Below are 17,763 nucleotides of genomic sequence, written 5' to 3'. Positions count from 1 at the left end.
ACGCAGGCGGGCCATGGGTGAGGCCCTCACCCGGCATTCCCTGCGCCCTCTGCATGTTTGCGAGGGACGGACTGATCGCAAAGCTCGGGCATGATATGCCGCGAGATTGCGAGGACGCGTCCCCCGACTTTCCGCTCGCTGTTTGAATCGTAAATCGCCGCCACGCCCTCCGCCGTCGTCCCGGACAAGCATCGACGCGCGCCAGCGCGGCGATGCGCCGATCCGGGACCCATACGCCGCAGCAGACGTGAGGCGCGAGATGGTCATGACCAGCGTGCCTCGAACCACTCCCTGTGGCTATGGGTGCCGGCTTTCGCCGGGACGACGGCGGAGGGGGCCGATGCAGCCGGGCCATATCGGGGCAGCCTTTCGCTGCCGTTCCCACTTTGCCGGATCAATGCTACAATCGCTGGATCACCGCCCCATCCATACCACGGATGCATCGATGTTCGATCTCAACCAGTTGCGCTGCTTCGTCACCGTGGCCGAGGAGCTGCATTTCGGCCGCGCCGCCGTCCGGCTCAACATGACGCAGCCGCCGCTGTCGCGGCAGATCCAGGTGCTGGAGCACATCATCGATGCGGCGCTGCTCGAGCGCACCAGCCGCTCGGTCAAGCTGACGCCGGCGGGGCGCAGCTTCCTGCCGGAGGCGCGCCGGATCCTGAAGATGGCGGAGAGTGCCGCGCAAGTGGCCCAGCGCATCGCCAGCGGCAAGAGCGGCTCGCTCAAGATCGGCTTCACCGCGGCCGCGGCCTACGGCTTCCTGCCCGACCTCGTCGCGGCCTGCCGCACCGAACTGCCCGAGGCCGACCTGTCGCTGAAGGAGATGGTGTCGGGCGACCAGATCGAGGCGCTCGCCTCCGGCCAGATCGACGCCGGCCTGCTGCGGCCGCCGATCGCGCGGCCGGAATTGGCCACGCGCCGCGTCGTGGCCGAGCCGCTCTGCGCCGCGCTGCCGCGGCGACATCGGCTCGCCTCGGCCGAAACCGTGTCGATCCGCGACTTCGACGGCCAGCCCTTCATCATGTATTCGCAGACCGAGGCGCGCTATTTCCACGACCTCCTGGTGTCGCAATTCATGCGCGCCGAGGTGCTGCCCCGCTACGTCCAGCACCTCAGCCAGATCCACTCCATCCTGGCGATGGTCCGCGCCGGCCTCGGCCTCGCCATCGTGCCGCAAGCCGCCGCCAGCCTGAAGATCGCCGATGTCCGGCTGCGGCCGCTGAAGCTGCGCAACCCGACCCCGGCCGAACTGTTCCTGGTCTGGCGGCGCGATCACGACAACCCGCTGCTGCCGGCGCTGGTCGAGCTGGCCGGGAATCTCGCCGTGCAGCAGGTCGAAGATTGATACCCGATCCACATCAATCGATACCGTCATTGGCTTGGACCGGCATCGAACTTGGTCCTACGACATGGCCCGGGGAATGCGCGCCGACGTGAGGCGCCGCATTCGTTCCCCAAGAACATTCGTGAAGGACCCGCGCGATGAGCAAGATGACCCCCAAGGAAATGGCTGCGAAAATCGGCAGCGGCCTGCTCTCCTTCCCCGTGACGCCGTTCAAGGCCGACTACTCGTTCGACGAAGCCACCTATCGCGCCAACATGGACTGGCTGTGCGGCTATGACGTCGCCGGCCTGTTCGCCGCCGGCGGCACCGGCGAATTCTTCTCGCTGACGTCTGCCGAAGTGCCCGAGGTCGTGCGGGTCGCCGTCGACGAGACCAAGGGCCGCGTGCCCGTGCTCGCCGGCACCGGCTACGGCACCGCGATCGCGCGCGAGATCGCGATCGGTGCCGAGAAGGCCGGCGCCGACGGCCTGTTGCTGCTGCCGCCCTATCTGATGCACGCCGAGCAGGAGGGCCTTGCCGCCCATGTCGAGGCGGTCTGCAAGTCGGTCAAGATCGGCGTCATCGTCTACAATCGCGACAACGCCATCCTGCAGCCGGACACGCTGGCGCGGCTGTGCGAGCGCTGCCCGAACCTGGTCGGCTACAAGGACGGCATCGGCGACATCGAGCTGATGACCCGCGTCTACACCAAGATGGGCGACCGCCTGACCTATATCGGCGGCCTGCCGACGGCGGAGACCTTCGCCCTGCCCTATCTCGACATGGGCGTGACGACCTACTCCTCGGCCGTGTTCAACTTCGTGCCGGAGTTCGCGACCAGCTTCTATGCCGCGGTGCGCAAGCGCGATCACGCCACCATCCATGCGGGATTGAAGGATTTCATTTTGCCGCTGATCGCGATACGCAACCGCAAGAAGGGCTACGCGGTCTCGATCATCAAGGCCGGCATGAAGGTGATCGGCCGCGATTCCGGCCCGGTCCGCCTGCCGCTGACCGACCTGACCGAGGCCGAGATGGCCGAACTGACGACGCTGGTGAAGGCGCTGCCGCGCGCCGCCTCGGCGCAGCAGGCGGCGGAGTGATCTTGCAGTCATCACGGGGCAAGGCCGCAAGGCCTTGAACCCGGAATCTCGAAGTTGATTGAAGAGAAGAGGCGCAAGCCGATCTCGAGATTCCGGGTTCAGCCCTGACGGGCTGCCCCGGAATGACGGAGCTAGTAAAGGGAGGAGCACATGAGTCACGACGCCACCAAGACCGGGATCTCCGGCGCGCCGGTCGTCACCGGCATGGAGGTCATTCCGGTGGCCGGGCGTGACAGCATGCTGCTCAATCTCTCGGGCGCGCATGGGCCGTTCTTCACCCGCAACCTCGTCATCCTCACCGACAATTCCGGCCACACCGGCGTCGGCGAGGTGCCTGGCGGCGAGAAGATCCGGCAGACGCTGGAGGATGCCAAGAGCCTGATCGTGGGCCAGAGCATCGGCGCCTGCAACACGATCCTCGCCACCATGCGCACCGCCTTCGCCGACCGCGACGCCGGCGGCCGCGGCAAGCAGACCTTCGACCTGCGCGTCATGATCCATGCGGTCACGGCCGTCGAATCCGCGCTGCTCGACCTGCTCGGCCAGCATCTCGGCCTACCGGTGGCGGCGCTGCTCGGCGAGGGCCAGCAGCGCACATCCGTCGAGGCGCTCGGCTATCTCTTCTTCATCGGCAACCGCAACAAGACCGACCTGCCCTACGCCACGGGCGAAGGCGAGCGTGAGGGCTGGTACACCTTGCGACATCAGGAGGCGATGACGCCCGAGGCCGTGGTGCGGCTCGCCGAAGCCACCCACGACGCCTACGGCTTCGCCGACTTCAAGCTGAAGGGCGGCGTGCTCAAGGGCGAGGCCGAGATCGAGGCGGTGACCGCGATCGCAAAACGCTTCCCGCAGGCCCGCGTCACGCTCGACCCCAACGGCGCCTGGTCGCTGGATGAGGCGATCCGGCTGTGCAAGGACATGCACGGCATCCTCGCTTATGCCGAGGACCCCTGCGGCGCCGAGGCCGGCTTCTCCGGCCGCGAGATCATGGCGGAGTTCCGCCGCGCCACCGGCTTGCCGACCGCCACCAACATGATCGCCACCGACTGGCGGCAGCTCAGCCATGCGCTGCGGCTCGGGGCCGTCGACATTCCGCTGGCCGATCCCCATTTCTGGACGATGCAGGGCTCGGTCCGCGTCGCCCAGACCTGCAAGGACAACGGCCTGACCTGGGGTTCACACTCCAACAACCATTTCGATATTTCGCTGGCGATGTTCACCCATGTTGCCGCCGCCGCCCCGGGCAAGGTCACCGCGATCGACACCCACTGGATCTGGCAGGATGGCCAGGCGCTGACCAAGGCGCCGCTGCAGATCAAGGGCGGCAAGATCGCCGTGCCGGAGCAACCGGGGCTCGGCATCGAGGTCGACCGCGGCGCCATCGAAAAGGCCAATGCGCTGTACAAGAGCCACGGGCTCGGCGCACGCGACGACGCCGTCGCAATGCAGTATCTGATCCCCGGCTGGACCTTCGACGACAAGCGCCCCTGTCTCGTGCGATGACGGGGGCGATCGGTTAGATTGTCCGGGCAATCGCGCAAAGTCTGGAGAACAACATGAACGCGATCCTCAAGAATTTCATCGCCGGCGAGTGGGTCGACGGCAGCGGGGTGACCCGCAACATCAATCCCTCGAACACAAACGATGTCGTCGGCGAATACGCCAAGGCGGACAAGGCGCAGACCGAGAAGGCGATCGCTGCCGCCAAGGCCGCCTTCCCCGCCTGGTCGCGCTCGACGCCGCAGGAGCGCTATGACGCGCTCAACAAGATCTCGGCGGAGATCCTGTCGCGCAAGGAAGAGCTCGGCCGCCTGCTCGCGCGCGAGGAAGGCAAGACCCTGCCGGAGGGGATCGGCGAGGTCGCCCGCGCCGGCCAGATCTTCGCATTCTTCGCCGGCGAGGCGCTGCGCCTGACCGGCGAGAAGGGCGCCTCGGTGCGTCCGGGCCTCGACGTCGAGATCACCCGCGAGGCGGTCGGCGTCGTCGGCATGATCACGCCCTGGAATTTCCCGATCGCGATCCCCGCCTGGAAGATCGCGCCCGCGCTCTGCTACGGCAACACCGTGGTGTTCAAGCCGGCCGAACTGGTCCCGGGCTCGGCGCATGCGCTCTCCGAGATCATCGCGCGCTCCGGCATTCCGGCCGGCGTCTTCAACCTCGTCGTCGGCTCCGGCTCGGTGGTCGGCCAGACCCTGCTCGAACACCCGGACGTCGCCGCGATCTCCTTCACCGGCTCGGTCGGCACCGGCCGCAAGATCGCGCAGGCCTGCGTGCTGTCGAACCCGATGAAGAAGTTCCAGCTCGAGATGGGCGGCAAGAACCCGCTGGTCGTGCTCGATGACGCCGACGTCAAGGTCGCGGTCGAAGCCGCCGCCAACGGCGCCTATTTCTCGACCGGCCAGCGCTGCACGGCCTCGTCGCGCCTGATCGTCACCGAGGGCATCCACGACAAGTTCGTCGAAGCGCTCACCGAGCGTCTGAAGGGCCTCGTCGTCGACGACGCCGTCAAGCAGGGCACGCATATCGGCCCGGTGGTCGACGGCAACCAGCTCGAGCAGGACCAGCGCTATCTCAAGATCGGCCAGGACGAAGGCGCCAAGCTGGCCTGGGGCGGCGAGTTGCTCAACCGCGAGAGCCCCGGCTTCTACATGCAGCCGGCGCTGTTCACCGAAGCCAACAACAACATGCGCATCGCGCGTGAAGAGATCTTCGGACCGGTGGCCTGCGTCATCCGCGCCAAGAACTACGACGAGGCGCTGGCGATCTCCAACGACACCGAGTTCGGCCTCGCCGCCGGCGTCTGCACCACCAGCCTGAAATACGCCTCGCACTTCAAGCGCAACAGCGAGGCCGGCATGGTGATGGTCAACCTGCCGACCGCCGGCGTCGACTACCACGTCCCGTTCGGCGGCCGGAAGGGCTCGAGCTATGGCGCCCGCGAGCAGGGCTCCTACGCCCGCGAGTTCTACACCACGGTGAAGACGGCCTACACCTTCCCGGTGTGAGCCGGTCGTCATTGCGAGCGAAGCGAAGCAATCCAGGGCCAAGTAAGAATTCTGGATTGCTTCGTCGCTTCGCTCCTCGCAATGACGAAACTGAAACCTGTACGGTGGGCACGCTTCGCTTTGCCAACCCTACGAACTAACAGCCGGGCCGCATCGACGGTCCTCCCCCTCTCCCCGTCCTTGCGGGGAGAGGGCCGGGGTGAGGGGCAGCCACACGGGCGGTGCCTCGCCCAAANGCAAGACCCGTAGGGTGGGCAAAGGCGCGCAAGCGCCGTGCCCACCGACGGTCGAGCGAGACGAAAGACGGTGGGCACGCTTCGCTTTGCCCACCCTACAAGGCGAAAGGGAGCCAGCATGAACCAGCAGGTCGTGAACCAGGAGCCGCGTGTCATCAAGCTCAACGCCCGCGACAACGTCGCGATCGTGGTGAACGATTTCGGCCTGCCCGCCGGCACCAAATTCCCCGACGGCCTGACGCTGAAGGCCTTCGTTCCGCAGGGCCACAAGACCGCGCTGGTCGACATTCCCCAGGGCGCGCCGATCGTGCGCTACGGCGAGATCATCGGCACTGCCAAGTCGCCGATCGCGGCCGGCGAGTGGGTGGACGAAGCGCGCATCCACATGCCGGATGCCCCTGCCCTCGACCAGCTCGAAATCTCCACCGCCGTGCCGGCGCCGCTGCCGCCGCTCGAAGGCTACACCTTCGAAGGTTATCGCAACGCCGACGGCTCCGTCGGCACCCGCAACGTGCTGGGCATCTCGACCTCGGTCCAATGCGTGAAGGGCACGCTCGAATTCGCGATCAAGCGCATCAAGTCCGAGCTGCTCCCGAAGTACCCCAATGTCGACGACGTCGTGGCGCTGACCCATGCCTATGGCTGCGGCGTCGCGATCACGGCGCCCGACGCCGTCGTGCCGATCCGCACCCTGCAGAACCTCGCGCTGAACCCGAATTTCGGCGGCGAAATCCTGGTCGTCGGCCTCGGCTGCGAGAAGCTCGCGCCGGAGCGCCTGCTACCGGAAGGGACCGAGGATTCCATCGTCCGCATGCAGGACGAAGCCTTCGACGGCTTCGGCGCGATCGTCGATGCGATCATGACGCAGGCCGACCGCCGTCTCGCCGAGCTCAACAAGCGCACGCGTCAGACCTGCCCGGCCTCCGACCTCGTCATCGGCCTGCAATGCGGCGGCAGCGACGCGTTCTCCGGCGTGACGGCGAACCCCGCCGTGGGCTTCGCCGCGGACCTGCTGGTGCGCGCCGGCGCCACCGTGATGTTCTCGGAAGTCACGGAGGTTCGCGACGCGATCCAACTTTTGACCCGCCGCGCCATCAACGAGGAGGTCGGCCGCGCGCTGATCCGCGAGATGGACTGGTACGACGCCTATCTGAAGCGCGGCGGCGCCGACCGCAGCGCCAACACCACGCCCGGCAACAAGAAGGGCGGCCTCGCCAACATCGTCGAGAAGTCGCTCGGCTCGATCGTGAAGTCCGGCTCCGGCCCGATCCACGGCGTGCTGGCGCCGGGCGAGAAGGCCAAGCAGAAGGGCATGCTGTTCGCCGCGACGCCGGCCTCCGACTTCATCTGCGGTACGCTGCAGCTCGCCTCCGGCATGACCTTGCAGGTGTTCACCACCGGCCGCGGCACGCCCTATGGCCTCGCCGCCGCGCCCGTCATCAAGGTCGCGACCCGCACGGAACTTGCGCGGCGCTGGAAGGACCTGATCGATTTCGACGCCGGCCGCATCGCCACCGGCGAAATGACCATCGAGGAGACCGGCTGGGAGCTGTTCAAGCTGATCCTCGACGTGGCAAGCGGCCGCACCAAGCCCTGGTCCGACCGCTGGGGCATCCACAACGACCTGACCTTGTTCAACCCGGCGCCGGTGACCTGAGGGAGGACGCGCTCACCCGACCATGACAGTTGCCTCGCTCAGACCCATCCCCGTCATCGCGCGCGAAGCGAAGCAATCCAGGAGCGTCGGCGGGACTCTGGATTGCTTCGCTTCGCGCGCAATGACGCGTATGCTGAAGCAACGAGCCTAGAAAAAAGGGCCGGGAGGAACAGCCAGATGTCCAGCTTCAGCCGCTTCGCCGCGATCGCCGCAACCGCCCTCCTGCTCTCCGCCACGCCCTCCCGCGCCGACGATTCGATCCCCGGCGTTCCCCGCGAGCTGCTTGAAGACATCGCGACCGGCAGCCGCGTGCTCGCCGATCTCGGCGTCGTCGATGCCTTCGGCCATGTCAGCGCGCGCAGTCCGGCCAATCCGCGCCACTTCCTGATGGCGCGCTCGATCGCACCGGCGCAGGTCACCGCCAACGACATCATGGAGTTCGACGAGAACGGCGAACCGGTCGATGCCAGGAATCGCGCCGTCTTCCTCGAACGCTTCATCCATGCCGAGATCTACAAGGCGCGTCCCGACGTCAACGCCGTCGTGCATACGCACTCGCCTGGCGTCGTGCCGTTCAGCGTCAGCCGCACACCCTTGAAGCCGCTCTATCACAACGCCGCCTTCCTCGGCGAAGGCGCTGTTGTCTGGGATATCGGCAAGGAGTTCGGCGCCACCGACATGCTGGTGCGCAACAACGCCATCGGCAAGTCGCTCGCCGCGGCGCTCGGCGACAAGTCCGTCGTGCTGATGCGCGGCCATGGCGACGTCACCGTCGGTCCCGCGGTACAGGCCGCCGTATTCCGCGCCTACTACACCGACGTCAATGCCAGGCTGCAGGCGCAGGCGCTCGGGCTCGGCTCCGAGGTCACTTATCTCAGCGCCGAGGAGGCCGCCAAGGCCGACGGCGTCAACATGGTGATCATGGACCGCGCCTGGGCGCTGTGGAAGCAGAAGGTGCAATCAACCAAGTAGCATGGCGCCCCAGTCCGCACGATGTACGGCTCGCCGGAGGCCGCCTGAAAAGGCGGCCCCCGACCGCGTGACAGCAGCGACGCCGTCCTGCACGGCGCCTTCGGTCTCGACATGGAGCGCGTCCAGCGCGTGCGACGGGTCGGCGACGTCGATCAGCTTCACCTTGTTGCCGACCGTGCCGTCGGCCGGAACTTTCCGTGGCTCTCGCGGTATGGATCGACCGCCGCTGCGCCGCGGCGTCCCGTCCCGCCCCAGCTCGCCGAACCGGCGCTGGCCGGCTGCACCGACCATGGCCGGACCTCTTTTCGCCGCAAAGCGGACACATCTGTTGGGCGTTGCGCGAACATGATTCTGTCCAGCCAGCACCTGCGGATGTCTTTGTCCTTCACTCGCCACCTCGTGATCGCGCTCGGCCTCGGCCTGGCTATGCCCTGCGTGGCCCAGCAGCTGCCGGTGCCAAGCACGCCGGAGGAGCGGCCCGATATCGATCTCTACGCCCTGATGTCCGGCACCTGCGAGGCGGTGAAGGTCGATGGCCGCGAGTTCCCATGCAAGACTGTGGCGTTCTTTCACAGCGAAAAGGGCCGCGCCCATTTTACGGTCGCCCTCGACGATCCCAACGACGAGAGCCACATCATCTCGTTTTCGGGGATCAACGGCAGCAGGTCGGTCCAGAACATTTACGTGCTCCCGATCGACCGCATGCTGCTGAACTCGAAGCACCGCCCCAAGGTCGACGGCATCCCGGTGCCCGCGGCGCAAAGCTCGACCGGCGTCTGCCGCCAGGTCGGCAACTTCGCGATGCTCAAGGTGACGAGCGTGACCTGCACCGCCAAGGACGATGCCGGCCGCGCCTATGAGCTGAAATTCGTCTCGGACGGCACGCCGATCACCCTGCGCCGGGTGCGCCAGACCATGACCAACGCCGAGCACGACCCCTATCAATAGCCGGCGGCGGCGCTGCCCGATGCGCCGCGCACCGGATGCAAAAATTTTCCGATCTCGTTGAACGTGTGGGCACGCCCCCCGACCTATCGGCAAAGGGGAGGAGCGCCATGCCGATCGAGCCCACCGACCTCGATGCCGCCAACAGCCAGCATGAGGACGGCGTCACGCTGTCCTTGTCCGGCGGCGGTTACCGCGCCATGGTGTTTCACATCGGCGCGCTCTGGCGGCTGAACGAGGTCGGGCTGCTCGGCCGGCTCAAGCGGATTTCCAGCGTCTCCGGAGGTTCGATCACGGCCGCCTATCTCGGCCTGCGTTGGAATGATCTGCATTTCGACGCCGCGGGCAAGGCCAGCAACTTCTCGATCATCGTCGACGGGCTGCGGAAGATGGCCGACACCTCCGTCGACATCGGCGCCGTGATCGGCGGGATATTCCTGCCCGGCACCATCAGCGACCGTGTCGCTGCGGCCTACGACGAGGTTCTGTTCAACGGCAAGAAGCTCGCGGATCTTCCCGACGACAGCGGCGGCAAGGCACCGCGCTTCGTCATCAATGCCACCAACATCCAGTCGGCGGTGCTGTGGCGGTTCTCGCGCCGCTACATGGGCGACTATCGCGTCGGCCTGGTCGATTCACCGGACGTGACGCTGGCGACCGCGGTCGCCGCCTCCTCGGCGTTTCCTCCGATTCTGTCGCCGCTCACCCTGCCGATCCGCCAGCCCGTTCGAAACGTCGACGGCGCCGACCTCAACCACCCGCCCTACACCACGAGCGCGGTGCTCAGCGACGGCGGCGTCTACGACAATCTCGGCCTGGAGACCGTCAAACGGTTTTCGACGCTGCTCGTGAGCGATGCCGGCCAGCAGATCTCTCCGGAGGAGGATCCGCATCACGACTGGGCCCGCCACGCCATTCGCATCCTCGGCGTCATCGACAACCAGGTCCGGAGCCTGCGCAAGCGTCAGCTGATCGACGCCTACAACAGCGGCGACCACACCGGCACCTATTGGGGCATCCGCACCAATTTCGCCGACTACAAGCTCGCCGCCGATCCACTCAACTGCCAGCACCGGGATTCCGCGCCGCTGGCCGCGATTCCGACGCGGCTGGAGAAGATGCCGACGGACGTCCAGAACCGGCTGATGAACTGGGGCTACGCCGTCTGCGACGCCGCGCTGCGGGCCCACATCGACGCGACGTTGCAGCAGAAGCTCGGCATCCAGATCAGCGCTCCGCAAGATTTCCCGTTTGCCGGAGGCTATTAGCCCCAGCATCGTGACGCGAGGTGGCCACTCGCCAGCACAGGACCAGCTCAGCATGTCGCATCGACAGCGCTTCAAATGCGACGACGTCACGCCGGCGAGCCAAGCTCCCGCTTCGGCGGCGCGCGAGATTCCGGACGACATCTTCTCGACGACCGAAATTCCGTTCCCGTCGGAGCGACCGCTCAACGTCTATGCCTTCGACCCGAGCCTCGGCAAATTCGTCGGCAATCAGATGGTCACCCATGTACGCTACGAGAGCCTCGAGCCAGGCCCGATCGGCGAGCGCTTTGCGGTGATCGACTACGACGGCAGCCAGAAGACGTTCTACAAGCCGGTTGATCTCGACGAGCCGAAGCTGCTGATGACTCACGGCCTGGCTCCTTCGGAGTCCGACCCGCGGTTTCACCAGCAGATGGTCTATGCCGTGGCGAGCGAGACCCTGCAGCGCTTCGAGTTCGCGCTGGGACGGCGGGTGCGCTGGCGGACGCGCCTCGACCGCAGTCATCCGCCCGCGCCGCGCGGCGCCTCCCGACGCCTGAGCCTGTTCCCGCATGCGATGTGCGAGGCGAACGCGTTCTATAGTCCGGATGCTCACGGCATCCTGTTCGGCTACTTCAAGGCGAGCCGCACCAATCCCGGGCGCAACCTGCCGGGACAGACGGTGTTCACCTGCCTGTCGCACGACATTATCGTGCACGAGACCACGCACGCGATCGTCGACGGCATTCGCGAGCATTTCATGGAGCCGACCAACGTCGATGTCGCGGCCTTTCATGAGGCGTTCGCCGACCTCGCCGCCCTGTTCCTGCACTTCTCCCACAACGAGGTGCTGGTCGATACGCTGCAGAAGACGGGCGGCAAGCTGTTCGAGTACAAGCTCAAGGGCGATGCCGAGCTCGCGCCGGGTGGCACGCCCGCGATTCAGTCCCAGCTCAGCACCGAGAATCCGCTGATTGCGCTGGCCACGCAATTCGGCGAAGCCGCCGGGCGGCAATCCAGCCTCCGAAGCGCGCTGATGACTCCCGCCACACCAGAAGGCGCCAAGGACATCGCGACCAAGATCGAGCCGCACGAGCGCGGTTCGATTCTCGTTGCCGCGGTCTTCGACGCCTACTTCACGGTCTATGGCCGCAGGACGTTCGACCTGTTCCGGATCTTCCGCGCCGGCGGCGGCAGCGTCGACAAGGCCGACCTGCCGGCGCCGCTCGCGAACCGGCTGGCGATGGAGGCGAGCCGGACGGCGGAGGAGTTCTTCACCATCTGCGCCCGCGCGCTGGACTATTGCCCGCCGGTCGACATCACGTTCGGCGATTTTCTCCGCGCGCTGCTGACCGCGCATCTGGACTACACGCCCGACGACCCCGATCGCATCCGGGATGCCTTGATGCAGGCTTTCCGCCTGCGCGGCATCGTTGCGGAGAACGCCACGTCGTTCTCCGAAGATGCGCTGTTCTGGCCGAAGGTCGTGCGCGGCAGCCTGCGCGTGCCCGGACTGACGTTCGGCGATCCGAACGGCCTCACCAAGGAGGAGAAGGATCATAACGGCGACGTGCTACGCGCATTTGCCCTGAAGAATGCCGAGAAGCTCGGCTTCGACGACAAGGCCGGCGAGATCGAAGCCCCGTCCTTTCATCCGATGTTTTCGACCGGCAAGGACGGCAAACTCTATGTCAGCATGGTCGTCGAGCTGGTCCAGACCATGCGGGTGCCGTTCGGTCCGGGGGTCCCCGGCACCTTCCCGCTGCGCAACGGCGTCACGCTGCTGATCGCGCAGGATCCGCCCGAGCACGACAAGCGTCCCGATCCGCGCGTGCGCTTCGTGATTCCCAAGCTGTACCGGCCCGAGCGCGAGGAGCGGGTGCGCAATTTCTATATTGCAAGCGGGCGGGCCACGACGCAACCGAGCGGGCATGACGACGACAAGCGCTTCCGCCTGGATTTCGCGCTGCTCCATGCAGGAGTCTGACATGCCGCGCAGCCATACGGCCTCAGCCAAATCCAGCGTCGCGCGTCAGCGCAAGCCTGCCAGCCGGGCCGCGGCGGGGCGCAAACGACCTGCGCCGGTGACGAGCGACGCGCCCTCGCCTGCCCTTCCCGTGAAAGCCGCCAGCGGGCTGCGCGTGCGCATGTACCGCGTCGGCTTTGGCGACTTCTTCCTGCTGAGCGTTCCGACCGCGACCGGCCCCAGCCATATCCTGATCGATTGCGGCGTGCACGCCAAGGATCTCGGCAGCATCCGGGCGGCCGTCACCCAGATGGCCAAGGATTGCAGCAACCGGCTGTCGCTGGTGATCATGACGCACCGGCACGCCGATCACATCTCGGGCTTCGGCAGCTGTGCCGACATCTTCGCGCAGATCGAGGTCGCGCGGGTCTGGATGCCGTGGTTCGAGAATCCCGCCAATCCGAAGGCCGCGGCGTTTCAGGCGAGCCTCGTCGCCATGGCCGGCGATCTCGGCCGGCAATTCCGCGCGCGGTTGGCGGCAGGGTCCGATCCCCAGGCAGATCAGCTGCTGAGAATGGCCGAGAACATCACCGGCGGCCTCGGCGGCGCCGGCATCGCGGCCAACCAGAAGGCGCTCGACGTCCTGCATGGCGGCTTCAAGGGAACGCAGCCGGCGCACGACTATTACAAGGCCGGCGATCCGCCGGTTCTGCCTCCGGATCTCGCCGCGGGTGGTCTGAGCGCCGAGATCCTGGGCCCTCCAATCGACGACGTCCTCATCGGCCAGATGACCAACAAGAACGAGCAATATCTGGCGGGCGCGACCGAGAGCGGCGACCAGCCGGAACGGCTCAAGCCTTTCGGCAACGCCTTCCGCGGCAAGCGTGAGGACTATGGCGACAAGGCGTTCGCGCCCTACGGCTTCGAGCGCATGCTCCGCATGCTCGACGCCGCACAGCCCGACGTGCTGGCTGCGCAGGCGCAAGCCGCGGACAAGACGTTGAACAATCAGAGCCTGGTCATCCTGTTCTCCTTCGGCGGCAAGAACCTGTTGTTTGCCGGCGACGCGCAATGGGGCAATTGGGAGAATTTCCTCTATGGCGGCGCCTATGGCACGCCGGGCCATACCCAGCTCACCGCGAAAGCCCAGGACATTCTCGGCAAGATCGACTTCTACAAGGTCGGCCATCACGGCAGCGCCAACGCGACGCCGAAAGACGCCGTGAAGGCGATGCGGATCGGCTGCGTCGGCATGTGCTCGACCCAGGAGCATGCCTACAACGAGGTCCCGCGCGAGCCGCTGCTGGACGCACTGCGTCAGCGCATGAACGATCAGCTGGCGCGCAGCGATCAGGTCGCGGCCGGCGCAGACGCGCCGGCGAATCCGCTGGCGGGTCCGCTGCCGAACGCGTTCAGCGCTCCCGAGAAGCAGCTCTTCATCGACTACACTTTCTGAACCCGTGACGCCCCCACATCCCGCAGGACCTCCTGCGCCGCGCGCCCGAGCCGTCGCGCAGCATCCGCCAGATCCTTCGCCGCAAAACCTGAATAGCCGAGGATGAAACCGTCCGGCCCCCGCTGCACGAGTCGTGCATCCGACAGCAGGCGGCATTCGATGCCGGCCCGCTCACGGATCAGCCGCGCCGCGCCCTTCGGCGTCCGCGGCGGCAAGGTCGCAAGAAGATGCAGGCCCTGCGCCGGCGCCGACAGTTGCAGCAATCCCTTGGCGTGTTTGGCAAGCGCCTCGGCTACCACATCGCGCGCCTGACGGTAACGCGGACGCATCCGCCGCATGTGAGCCGCGATCACGCCGTCGGCCATCAGATCGGCCAGAGCATCCTGGATGAAGGCCGGTGGAAACCGGTCCTGCGCGGCACGTGCGGCGACCACGCGCGCCACCAGCGCTGGCGGCGCCACGAGATAGCCGAGCCGCAGCCCCGCGAACAGCGTCTTGCCGAAGGTGCCGAGATAGATCACGCGCTCGCCCCCGATGCCGGCCAGCGCCGTCAGCGGCGGACCGGCGAAACGGTACTCGCTGTCGTAGTCGTCCTCGAAGATGTAGGCATTGGCCCTGCGCGCCCAATCGAGGAGACCGATGCGGCGCGCCATGCTCATCGCGACGCCGGTGGGAAACTGATGCGAGGGCGTGACGTAGACGGCTCTTGCCGTTGCATCGGCCTTCTCTCCTGCGCTCACCACGATGCCTTCGTTGTCGACCGGAACTGGCACCAGCCTCGCTCCCGTCGTGCTCAACGTATGGCGAGAGGCGACGTAGCCGGGATCCTCGAACCAGACCGCGTCTCCGGGCTTCAACAGCGCATCGATGCACAGCCGCAGGCCATGCTGGGTGCCGCTGACGATCAGGATGCAGCTCGGGTCGCAGCGGACGCCGCGATTGGCGGCGAGGTAGCGCGCGACCTGCGTGCGCAGGTGCAGGCTCCCCCTCGGGTCGGCATAGCCAAGATCGGCGGGGGCGGCCTGTGCAATCCGGCGACGGCTGGCGGCGGCGAGGCGCTTCAACACCACGGGATCGACCAGCGTGACGCCGAGCGCAAACGGCCGCGTTTGCGGGATCCTGATGTCCAGCTCGGCCGCAGGAACCGGTGTCCGCGGGGTCGGAAGTTGAGCAGCGACATAGGTGCCCGCGCCGTGCCGCGCCTCCACCAGGCCGTCCGACAGCAGCGCCTCATAGGCCGCGACGATCGCATTGCGGCGGACGCCGAGTTGCTCGGCGAGCACGCGCGTCGACGGCAGCCGCAGGCCCGGCACGAGGAGGCCGTCGACGATACCGGTGCGCAGCGCGCCGTGCACCTGCAGCGACTGGCTGCGGACGGCAGGGTCGAGCACGATCGGCAGCGCCAGCACGTCGTCGCGCCGCTGCCGCGAAGTGGTTGCTTTCTTTTGCATCGAAGTGGAACTCCCGGCAACCACTTTGCCATGGCATGACGTGGCCCGCAAACAGGAGACAGGCCATGACCGAACAGCAGATGGCGAGCTACCCCGTTGACGACATCAACCGGGTCAAGCGGCGACATCAGCGCGCCCACTACGATCACGCGACGGTGCATGCGGTGCTGGACTCGGCGACGCTTTGCCATGTGTCCTACGTCGTCGACGGGCTGCCCTACTGCACGCCGACGCTGTATTGGCGCGAGGGATCGACATTGTACTGGCACGGATCGAGCGCCAGCCGGATGCTGCGCAACCTGTCGGACGGCCAGCCGGCCTGCCTGACGGTAACTCATCTCGACAGCCTGGTGCTGGCGCGCAGCGCCTTCCATCACTCCGCGGACTATCGCTCGGTGATGGCGTTCGGGCATGCCCGACTGATCGAAGATGAGAATGAGAAGGCCCGCGCCTTGACGATGATGGTCGACCGCCTGTTTCCCGGCCGCACGGCAACGCTGCGTCCGACGACCGAGCAGGAGCTCAAGGCGACGTCGGTGGTGACCATGGAGATCGAGAAGGCATCAGCCAAGATCCGTGCCGCCGGCGTCATCGACGACGAGGAGGATTATGCGCTGCCGATCTATGCCGAGCGCCTTCCCATCCGAACCGTCATCGATCCGGCGGAGCCGGACGGCAGGCTGCTGCAGGGCGTGGCGCGCCCAGCAACGCTCGCAGCCTTCGGCGCCGGACGACGGCTCGACGAGGCGCTGACGGAGGCCTATGCGATGAGCTATCCGGCGGGGTAGCTGCCCTTCTCTTCCGCCATTGCAAGATATACGGGCCGCGAAGCAAACCAAAATCCCCGCGGAGCACTGGATTGCTTCGTCGCTTCGCTCCTCGCAATGACGATAGGAGCAGGCATCGCGACACATATTCGGCTGTCGTCGCCCGGCTCGGCCGGGCGATCCAGTACACCGAGACGGCCGTGATGGGATCGGCAGGCCACCGCGTCCTGGAAACCCTGCTTCGCGGGGTTACGACAGTGAAGTGCTGAGCCACGCGTGGCTCTGCCAACCGTCATCGCGAGCGGCAGCAAAGCGATCCGGGGCCGCACGGCTGGTCTGTCTTGCTTTCGCTTCCTCACTATCACCAAGGAGACGAAACCAGCCTACCGCTCGATCATCCTGTTCCAGCGCGTGTTCCACTCGGGCCGTTTCGCATTGATCACGTCCCAATCCAGCGCGATCGCAGTCTTCATGTAGGTGTGGAAGGTGGCGAGCTTCTGCTCGGCGGCCGGCGTCGTGGCCTTGGCCAAGGTGTTCGACGGCACGATGTTGCCAGCCGCCAGCGCCTTGGCCTGTGCCTCCGGCGATAGCAGATAGGCGGCGAGCTTCTGCGCCAACTCCGCCTCCGAATTGTTGGCGATCACGCATTCGGCGACCATCAGCACGACGGAGCCTTCCTTTGGCTGCACATACTCGACCGGGATCCCCTTCTCCTTGAAGGTCGACACCGAGGTCGGTGTCAGCGGAAAGATCGCCGCCTCGCCGGTCTGCACCATCTCGGAGAGCTTGGCGGAGTTCGGGATGTATTCGAGCACGTTCCTGCCGATGGTGTCGGGGAACGCCTTGAAGCCCGGCTCGACGTTGGCCTCGCTGCCGCCCTTGATGCGGTTGAACATCAGGAAGGCGTGCAGGCCGAAGGTCGAGGCCGAGGCTGACTGGAACACGACCTTGTCTCTGAATTTCGGATTGGCAAGATCCAGCCACGAGGTCGGCGCCGCCCAGCCCTTCTCCTCGAACAGCTTCTTGTTGTAGGCAAGGCCGGTCATGCCGATGTCGATGCCGGCCGCGATGTCGTCCTTGAGCCGCGCGAACGGCTCGAGCTGGCTGAGCGCCTCGCTCGGCTTCAGCTTCTCACACAGGCCGAGGCCAGCGGCGCGGATCATCACGCCGTCATCGAGAAACATCACATGCATCTGCGGCTTGTCTTTCGCCGCGATCGCCTTGGCGAGGATCTCCGACGAGGTGCCGGGCACGACCACGATCTTGACGTCGTTGGCCTTCTCGAAATCCGGGAATACCGCCTGCGTGTAGGTACGCTCGAAATTGCCGCCGTTCATGCCGACATAGAGCGTTTTGGTTTCCGCTTGCGCCACCGATGCGGCGAGCATGAGGGCAAAGGTCGAGCCGAGCGCGGCGCGAGCATCGATCATGGCGGAGTCTCCTTCGATCCTGTCGTCATTGCTGCTGGAGAGGCATCGTCCGGCTGCGATGCGGGTGAGAAACGGGTGATCGAAAACGGCGCGATCGGGGTCGAGGTTTCGCCGTCGCGCACGAGTTCGGCCAGGACCTCGCCGACCCCCGGCGCGATCTGGAAGCCGGCGCCGGAGAAACCGAAGGCATGAATGAGT

General features: G+C 66.4%; 13 protein-coding genes and 1 pseudogene. 11 read left to right on the top strand and 3 right to left on the bottom strand.

Annotated features, from left to right (window positions below; translation table 11 throughout):
* The first annotated feature begins 445 nt into the window (after positions 1–445).
* From BRAS3809_RS31555 to BRAS3809_RS31505, 10 genes are all read left to right on the top strand, one after another.
* Positions 446–1,348, top strand: coding sequence for a LysR family transcriptional regulator (locus BRAS3809_RS31555; protein WP_008966068.1), 903 nt, complete (start codon positions 446–448; stop codon positions 1,346–1,348).
* 137 nt (positions 1,349–1,485) lie between these two features.
* Positions 1,486–2,430 (top strand): 5-dehydro-4-deoxyglucarate dehydratase, encoded by a 945-nt coding sequence (gene kdgD / locus BRAS3809_RS31550; protein WP_008966067.1) that lies wholly within the window; start codon positions 1,486–1,488, stop codon positions 2,428–2,430.
* Positions 2,431–2,580: 150 nt separating this feature from the next.
* A complete protein-coding gene (gene gudD, locus BRAS3809_RS31545; RefSeq protein WP_008966066.1) occupies positions 2,581–3,936 on the top strand; it encodes a glucarate dehydratase in 1,356 nt (451 codons plus the stop codon).
* A 53-nt stretch (positions 3,937–3,989) separates the two neighbouring features.
* Complete coding sequence (locus tag BRAS3809_RS31540) at positions 3,990–5,438, top strand: aldehyde dehydrogenase family protein (protein WP_008966065.1); 1,449 nt, start codon at positions 3,990–3,992, stop codon at positions 5,436–5,438.
* Positions 5,439–5,792: 354 nt separating this feature from the next.
* Entirely contained in the window at positions 5,793–7,331 is a 1,539-nt protein-coding gene (gene garD, locus BRAS3809_RS31535; RefSeq protein WP_008966064.1) for a galactarate dehydratase, read from the top strand.
* A 177-nt stretch (positions 7,332–7,508) separates the two neighbouring features.
* Positions 7,509–8,303 carry a class II aldolase/adducin family protein gene (locus BRAS3809_RS31530; RefSeq protein ID WP_201767135.1) on the top strand — a complete coding sequence of 265 codons (795 nt, stop codon included), beginning with the start codon at positions 7,509–7,511 and terminating at the stop codon, positions 8,301–8,303.
* 372 nt (positions 8,304–8,675) lie between these two features.
* A complete protein-coding gene (locus BRAS3809_RS31520; protein WP_008966062.1) occupies positions 8,676–9,251 on the top strand; it encodes a hypothetical protein in 576 nt (191 codons plus the stop codon).
* Positions 9,252–9,358: 107 nt separating this feature from the next.
* On the top strand, positions 9,359–10,516 hold the full coding sequence (locus BRAS3809_RS31515; protein WP_035659807.1) for a patatin-like phospholipase family protein: 1,158 nt from the start codon (positions 9,359–9,361) through the stop codon (positions 10,514–10,516).
* A 52-nt stretch (positions 10,517–10,568) separates the two neighbouring features.
* Positions 10,569–12,482: a gluzincin family metallopeptidase gene (locus BRAS3809_RS31510; RefSeq protein WP_008966060.1), complete on the top strand. Its 1,914-nt coding sequence runs from the start codon at positions 10,569–10,571 to the stop codon at positions 12,480–12,482.
* Positions 12,483–12,612: 130 nt separating this feature from the next.
* The gene (locus BRAS3809_RS31505; protein WP_008966059.1) at positions 12,613–13,917 is read left to right on the top strand and encodes a ComEC/Rec2 family competence protein; all 1,305 of its coding nucleotides are present in this window, start codon (positions 12,613–12,615) and stop codon (positions 13,915–13,917) included.
* Here the strand turns inward: BRAS3809_RS31505 and pdxR are convergent.
* Positions 13,905–15,368, bottom strand: coding sequence for a MocR-like pyridoxine biosynthesis transcription factor PdxR (gene pdxR, locus BRAS3809_RS31500; RefSeq protein ID WP_008966058.1), 1,464 nt, complete (start codon positions 15,366–15,368; stop codon positions 13,905–13,907). The two genes, BRAS3809_RS31505 and pdxR, sit on opposite strands and share 13 nt — an antisense overlap.
* 65 nt (positions 15,369–15,433) lie before the next feature.
* Between pdxR and BRAS3809_RS31495 the strand changes: the two genes are divergently transcribed.
* Positions 15,434–16,156, top strand: coding sequence for a pyridoxamine 5'-phosphate oxidase family protein (locus BRAS3809_RS31495; RefSeq protein ID WP_035659803.1), 723 nt, complete (start codon positions 15,434–15,436; stop codon positions 16,154–16,156).
* Positions 16,157–16,518: 362 nt separating this feature from the next.
* Here the strand turns inward: BRAS3809_RS31495 and BRAS3809_RS31490 are convergent, their stop codons facing one another.
* Together BRAS3809_RS31490 and BRAS3809_RS37195 are read right to left on the bottom strand one after the other, a co-directional pair.
* The gene (locus tag BRAS3809_RS31490) at positions 16,519–17,565 is read right to left on the bottom strand and encodes an ABC transporter substrate-binding protein (protein WP_008966056.1); all 1,047 of its coding nucleotides are present in this window, start codon (positions 17,563–17,565) and stop codon (positions 16,519–16,521) included.
* A pseudogene (locus tag BRAS3809_RS37195) lies at positions 17,562–17,763 on the bottom strand (hypothetical protein); the annotation flags it as partial. The pseudogene BRAS3809_RS37195 and the gene BRAS3809_RS31490, both read right to left, overlap by 4 nt.

This window comes from Bradyrhizobium sp. STM 3809 (assembly GCF_000239795.1).
In the GTDB taxonomy this organism is placed as follows: Bacteria; Pseudomonadota; Alphaproteobacteria; order Rhizobiales; family Xanthobacteraceae; genus Bradyrhizobium.
Note: the sequence above shows the minus strand (reverse complement) of the source record. Positions and strands in the feature narration are given on the sequence as shown.

Bases quoted from the DNA above. Each gene is read 5' to 3' on its own strand.
- BRAS3809_RS31555 (WP_008966068.1), top strand. From the start codon at position 446: ATGTTCGATCTCAACCAGTTGCGCTGCTTCGTCACCGTGGCCGAGGAG.
- kdgD (WP_008966067.1), top strand. From the start codon at position 1,486: ATGAGCAAGATGACCCCCAAGGAAATGGCTGCGAAAATCGGCAGCGGC.
- gudD (WP_008966066.1), top strand. From the start codon at position 2,581: ATGAGTCACGACGCCACCAAGACCGGGATCTCCGGCGCGCCGGTCGTC.
- BRAS3809_RS31540 (WP_008966065.1), top strand. From the start codon at position 3,990: ATGAACGCGATCCTCAAGAATTTCATCGCCGGCGAGTGGGTCGACGGC.
- garD (WP_008966064.1), top strand. From the start codon at position 5,793: ATGAACCAGCAGGTCGTGAACCAGGAGCCGCGTGTCATCAAGCTCAAC.
- BRAS3809_RS31530 (WP_201767135.1), top strand. From the start codon at position 7,509: ATGTCCAGCTTCAGCCGCTTCGCCGCGATCGCCGCAACCGCCCTCCTG.
- BRAS3809_RS31520 (WP_008966062.1), top strand. From the start codon at position 8,676: ATGTCTTTGTCCTTCACTCGCCACCTCGTGATCGCGCTCGGCCTCGGC.
- BRAS3809_RS31515 (WP_035659807.1), top strand. From the start codon at position 9,359: ATGCCGATCGAGCCCACCGACCTCGATGCCGCCAACAGCCAGCATGAG.
- BRAS3809_RS31510 (WP_008966060.1), top strand. From the start codon at position 10,569: ATGTCGCATCGACAGCGCTTCAAATGCGACGACGTCACGCCGGCGAGC.
- pdxR (WP_008966058.1), bottom strand. From the start codon at position 15,368: ATGCAAAAGAAAGCAACCACTTCGCGGCAGCGGCGCGACGACGTGCTG.
- BRAS3809_RS31495 (WP_035659803.1), top strand. From the start codon at position 15,434: ATGACCGAACAGCAGATGGCGAGCTACCCCGTTGACGACATCAACCGG.
- BRAS3809_RS31490 (WP_008966056.1), bottom strand. From the start codon at position 17,565: ATGATCGATGCTCGCGCCGCGCTCGGCTCGACCTTTGCCCTCATGCTC.